The sequence below is a fragment of the Nitrospirota bacterium genome (genome assembly GCA_016214385.1).
Lineage (GTDB): Bacteria > Nitrospirota > Thermodesulfovibrionia > UBA6902 > JACROP01 > JACROP01.
Genome location: JACROP010000092.1, coordinates 1 through 5,034, shown reverse-complemented (window position 1 = coordinate 5,034; position 5,034 = coordinate 1). Strand labels below are relative to the sequence as shown.

Annotated in this window: 7 protein-coding genes; 3 read left to right on the top strand and 4 right to left on the bottom strand. The window is 40.5% G+C overall.

Annotation, left to right across the window (positions count from 1 at the left end):
• The 3 genes from HZC12_05700 to HZC12_05690 form a co-directional block, all read left to right on the top strand.
• Positions 1-806, top strand: an 806-nt coding sequence (locus tag HZC12_05700; protein MBI5026212.1) for a transposase, incomplete at its 5' end; no start/stop codon positions are given.
• 253 nt (positions 807-1,059) lie between these two features.
• Entirely contained in the window at positions 1,060-1,299 is a 240-nt protein-coding gene (locus tag HZC12_05695; GenBank protein ID MBI5026211.1) for an AbrB/MazE/SpoVT family DNA-binding domain-containing protein, read from the top strand.
• A 2-nt stretch (positions 1,300-1,301) separates the two neighbouring features.
• Positions 1,302-1,700, top strand: coding sequence for a PIN domain-containing protein (locus HZC12_05690; GenBank protein ID MBI5026210.1), 399 nt, complete (start codon positions 1,302-1,304; stop codon positions 1,698-1,700).
• 17 nt (positions 1,701-1,717) lie between these two features.
• Here HZC12_05690 and nrfD read toward each other — a convergent pair whose 3' ends face one another.
• From nrfD to HZC12_05670, 4 genes are all read right to left on the bottom strand, one after another.
• Entirely contained in the window at positions 1,718-2,989 is a 1,272-nt protein-coding gene (nrfD, locus tag HZC12_05685) for a polysulfide reductase NrfD (protein ID MBI5026209.1), read from the bottom strand.
• A 9-nt stretch (positions 2,990-2,998) separates the two neighbouring features.
• Positions 2,999-3,928 (bottom strand): 4Fe-4S dicluster domain-containing protein, encoded by a 930-nt coding sequence (locus HZC12_05680; protein ID MBI5026208.1) that lies wholly within the window; start codon positions 3,926-3,928, stop codon positions 2,999-3,001.
• A 60-nt stretch (positions 3,929-3,988) separates the two neighbouring features.
• Entirely contained in the window at positions 3,989-4,507 is a 519-nt protein-coding gene (locus HZC12_05675; protein MBI5026207.1) for a hypothetical protein, read from the bottom strand.
• Between the two features lie 146 nt (positions 4,508-4,653).
• On the bottom strand, positions 4,654-5,034 hold a 381-nt coding region (locus tag HZC12_05670), incomplete at its 5' end, for a hypothetical protein (GenBank protein MBI5026206.1).

Below are 5,034 nucleotides of genomic sequence, written 5' to 3'. Positions count from 1 at the left end.
TCTATGTATATGTCCTAATGAATAACCACGTGCATCTTCTGATTGAAACCCGGAAAACGCCCCTTTCAAAGATACTTCAGGGCATTAACCAGAGCTATACAGTATATTTCAACAGAAAGTACAATACCTCAGGCCATTTGTTTCAGGGCAGATATAAGGCAATACTCTGTGATAAGGATAAGTATCTGTTGGCGCTTGTAAAATATATACATCTTAACCCTGTAAGGGCGAAGATTGTTAAGAGCCCTGATGAGTATCGATGGAGCAGTCATCAGAGCTATGTTAGAAGATCCGACAAAAACGACATAATTGATGAAGATCAGGTATTAAGGATGTTTTCGGATGACAAGTCAAAGGCAAGAAAGCTTTATACGGCATTCATAAGCGAGGGCATACCTGTAAAGAAGGAAGACATATACCTGACAATAGACCAGAGGATACTTGGAGAAGAGGAGTTTGCAGATAAAATTATGGAAAAATGTAATGCAGATATAGGGCATAAAAGAAGAGAAAAAGAATACACATTATCACAAATAGCAATGGTCATAGAAAAGACATATGGCATAACGCGTAAACAGATGAGGGAAAAAGGGAAGGACAGGGAAATATCTTTATGCAGGAAGGTGCTCTGCCTCGTAGCCGATGAGTATGGTCATAAAGGGAAGGATATAGCCGGATATATTCATAAAGACCCGGCAATGATTTCAAGGCATCTGAAAGAGAAGGCTGATCTGAAGGAAGAGACCGAGAAGCTAATCCAAGTTTTAAAAAAAAATGTGAGGACAAATGTCAATAGTCAAGCCTGACCCGTATTTCCGTACGTATTTCCGTATTTCGGAATCCAGAATCTCTTGAATTTACAAGACTCTGGATTCCCGCTAAAAACATGCGGGAATGACACTTATGGTTATTTTAGAGTTTTTCAACAGGCTGTCAAGCCTGACCCGTATTTCCTGTATTTCGTATTTTTTTATCTTGTAAAATTTAAAAAAATTTGCTAAATGACTAATTGTATTGTAAAATTAATAAAAAGCAAATTTATTTATACGGAGGTAAAATATGCGAACCACCTTAACTGAAAGAGGGCAGACGGTTGTACCGGCTAAAATAAGAAAAAAATTTCATCTAAATGCCGACTCTAAAATCGAATGGGTAGTAGAGGGTAATGTAATTAAAGTAATTCCTATACCAAAAGATACTGTTAAGGCATTTGAAGGTGCTTTGAAGGGAAGCCTTGAGTTCAAAAAGTTTATCGAGGACAGACAAAAAGAAAGGAAAGAGGAATCTAAGAAGGGATAAATATGAAAGAATCATATACCTTAGACACCTCAGCAATTATGGCTTATTTTTTAGGAGAAAAAGGTAAAGAGGAGATATCGCTTATTCTTTCTAAGGCTAAAAAACAAGAGATAACAGTTTATGTCTCTTTTATGAGTTATATGGAAATCCTTTACAGAACATGGAAACTTTCCAATGAAGAAAAAGGGAAAAAAGCTTATATAATGCTAAGGAATCTGCCGGTTAAGGAAGTTACTCAGGATGAAGACTTACTTTTAAGAGCCGCTGCCATAAAGGCAACCAATTCTCTTTCTGTAGCTGATGCATGGATTGCAGCCACAGCCCAAAAAACAGGAACTACGCTTGTTCATAAAGACCCCGAGATGGATATTCTTAAGGGAATAAAACTAAAAAAAATATAGTTTCAAATTGTTAACCTCTAAACTTCTGACCCTGCAGTCACATCTTCGGAACGAATCTCCGATTTTTCTTTCTTTAGCTCAAACCTGAGACGTCCAGTATATACAGGAACAGCAAATTTAAGTAGTAAAGTATACAGCATCGCACCCGCTGCCCATACACCCATTGTTATGATTATCTCAGACATGGTAGGTGTGTATTCATAAATCTCTCCGAGGGTATCGGGGACAAAACCAGGGATTATAAGTCCCATGCCTTTTTCCACATAAATACCCATAATTATAAGGGCGCACCCTATATTGAGTGTAACGAAGTTCTCGCGGGTCTTCGGGAATAAGAAAAGTAAGAACGCTGTAATATTAAATAAAGTGGCTGTCCACATCCATGGTACAAACTTTGCCTTTCCATGCAGGCCAAAATAAAGATACTTGATGGGTTCTGAATGTATGCTGCCTGAATAGAACTCCTTGAATACCTCTGCCCCGAGCAGGAATAGATTTATGCCCATGGCATAGGCAATCAATTCTGCAATCTTGAAGATTGCACGGTTTTCTATCTCCACTTCCGATAGCTTTCTGATAATCTGAAAGAGAATGAGCATCAGGGCAGGGCCGGAGCAGAATGCCGATGCAAGAAATCTTGGGGCAAGGATTGATGCATTCCAGAATGGCCGGGCTGATAAACCGTTATAGAGGAATGCGGTTACAGTATGTATACTGACAGCCATGGGTATGGAAAGTATTATTAAAGGCCAGACCACAGACATTTTGTATTCCTTTCCAAGGGAAAGTCTGTATAAGACATAAAAGACTATGATTAGATTGATGGCAAGATAACCATTCAATACCAGTACATCCCACGCTAAAAGGGATGCTGGGAAGTTCATTGCCCCTATAGCAGGCAGGATATGCCATACCCGTGTTGGCTGACCGAGATCAACCATTATAAAGAGTATACACATGGTGATTGCAGTTATAGCGAGCATTTCCCCAAATAATGCTATTTCCTTTATGGGTTTAAAATTGTAGAGATAAGCAGGGATTATGAGTAATACAGCCGCTGCTGCAACACCAACGAGGAATGTGAAGTTTGAGATGTATAAACCCCACGAGACCTGATCCCTCATGGCGGTTGTTATAAGACCTCTGTTTAACTGGTCAATGTATGCGCTCACTCCCATGAGGATAAAGAATGACAGGAAGGCAAGCCAGCAATAGTATTTCTTATTCCCTATGGTAACCTGTCGTAGAGCTATAAAAAAATTTTTTACTATTCTTACTATATGAGCCATCTACCCCTCCTATAATCCATAAGCGAAGAAGTAATAAAACTTGGGATATGTATTTAAATCCTCTTTGAGTCTGAAGACCCTCTTGTGTTCAATGGCATATCTAATCTCACTATTCGGGTCAAGTAAATTTCCGAACTTTCTTGCACCAACAGGGCATATTTCTACACATGCAGGGTATTTTCCATTCCTTGTCCTCTGTATGCAGAATGTGCATTTCTCAACTGTTCCCCTATAGCGTGGGCGGTTTCCAAGATAATGTGTCTCTGGATTTAACTCCTCTTGCGGTACGTTCGGCTCTGCCCAGTTGAAATGTCTTGCCCCGTATGGACATGCAGCCATACAGTATCTGCATCCTATACACCAGTTGTAGTCTATCACTACTATGCCATCAGGTTCCTTCCATGTTGCCTGTGTTGGGCAGGCCCTCACACATGGTGGATTCTCGCACTGCTGACATTGGACAGGCATGTAGAAATACCCTGGCTCAGGCACCTGTGCCGGATTGTAGTATCTTTCAGAATTTTCAAGGTCAATCCATTTTTCGCCCTTTTTAAACCGAAGAACAGAGATCCAGTGTATCTGAGGGTCTCTGGACTGATTGTTCTCTTTTACGCAGGCATAGACACACCTTCTACAGCCGATACACCTCGAAAGGTCAAGCCCATAGCCGAATAAGACTCCTGGAATAGCTTTCTCATTGCCTACTTCAATCTCTTTTTTATACTTCTGCCCATATTCCTTCTCGAGACGCTCAATGACCTTCTTTATCTCGGTCTCGTTCATTTCCCTGAAGTGCTTCTGAAAAAACGCCTCCCAGAAAGAGGCGTCTGCTTTATTAAGAGGCAGTGCTGTGCCAGCCAGGCCGAGGGCAGCACCTTTTAGAAAGGCTCTTCTGTCAAGCTTAATGCCTAATGGATTACTACGTGTTCTCTTTGACATATTGTTAACCCCTAATCCTCCATCCTCTATTTTGAATTGTTAAATTTAAATTTTGCATTTTCATTTAATATCCGTTGGCTTTACTGGAGGAGGCAAAGGCTGGATTGGTTTAAACCTCGGTTCATGTGGCCAGTGGCAGTGGACACAGAGTAAATATTGTTTTTTCCCATCCCACATCCCTGTCCTCTTGCCGTGTAACCCTGTCTTCCAGTCGCGGAATACTACGCCATGGCATTGACCACAGATATAATATGACTCCTCAAAGCTTACTAACTTGCCATTGGCAAGTCTTAATTTGTCCCTGTCATCTGGATTATGGCAGTCAAAACACCATCCCCCAGGCATGTGTTTTAAAACAATATCCGTGTGAAATTGCTCAAGTTTTCTCTGTTTTCTGTTAACAGGCATATATTTATGGCACTGTGAGCATGGGAAAATTCCTTCGGAAAAAGGAGGCGGTGGAACAAAGAATTTCGGAATATCGCGTTCTGCCGGTTCTGCATAAGAGAACAAAAGAAATGAAAGCGGTGCGATTAATGCTGCTGAATAGATAAATTTTTTATATCTGCTTCCCAACATTCCTCAAAATCCCTTCCTTAAATATAATTCTGTTGAGAATTTTCAATTAAACCTGTCTAATTTACTTTAATTAATAAAAACATTTCAAGCTTTTTTTATTAGGGTTTCCTAACCCCGGCTAAAAAGCTGGACAAGAATCCAACAAACTACCTGACGGCCTCGATTCTTACAGCAATAGTTGGAGACTCTCCATTTATAGATAAACGGGTCAGTATATTTACCCTTGCATGTGGGAAATGCACAGGGACAAATACTATGCCTTCCAGGACCTCCTCAGAGATTCTGGCCTTGAGATATACCGAGCCCCTTCTTGATGTGACTTTTACAAAACTGTCGTCATGAACCCTGTATTTTTCCGCATCTACTTTGTTTATCTGAAGAAAGGCATCTGCTAAGACATGGCTCAGACTCTTTGACATAACTGAGAGTGCGCCTGAGTGCTGCATTATATTGCCAGTTACCATTGAGACAGGGAACTCTGTATCAGGGTTTTCTTCTAACAAATAAGGGACAGGGTTAAATGCCAG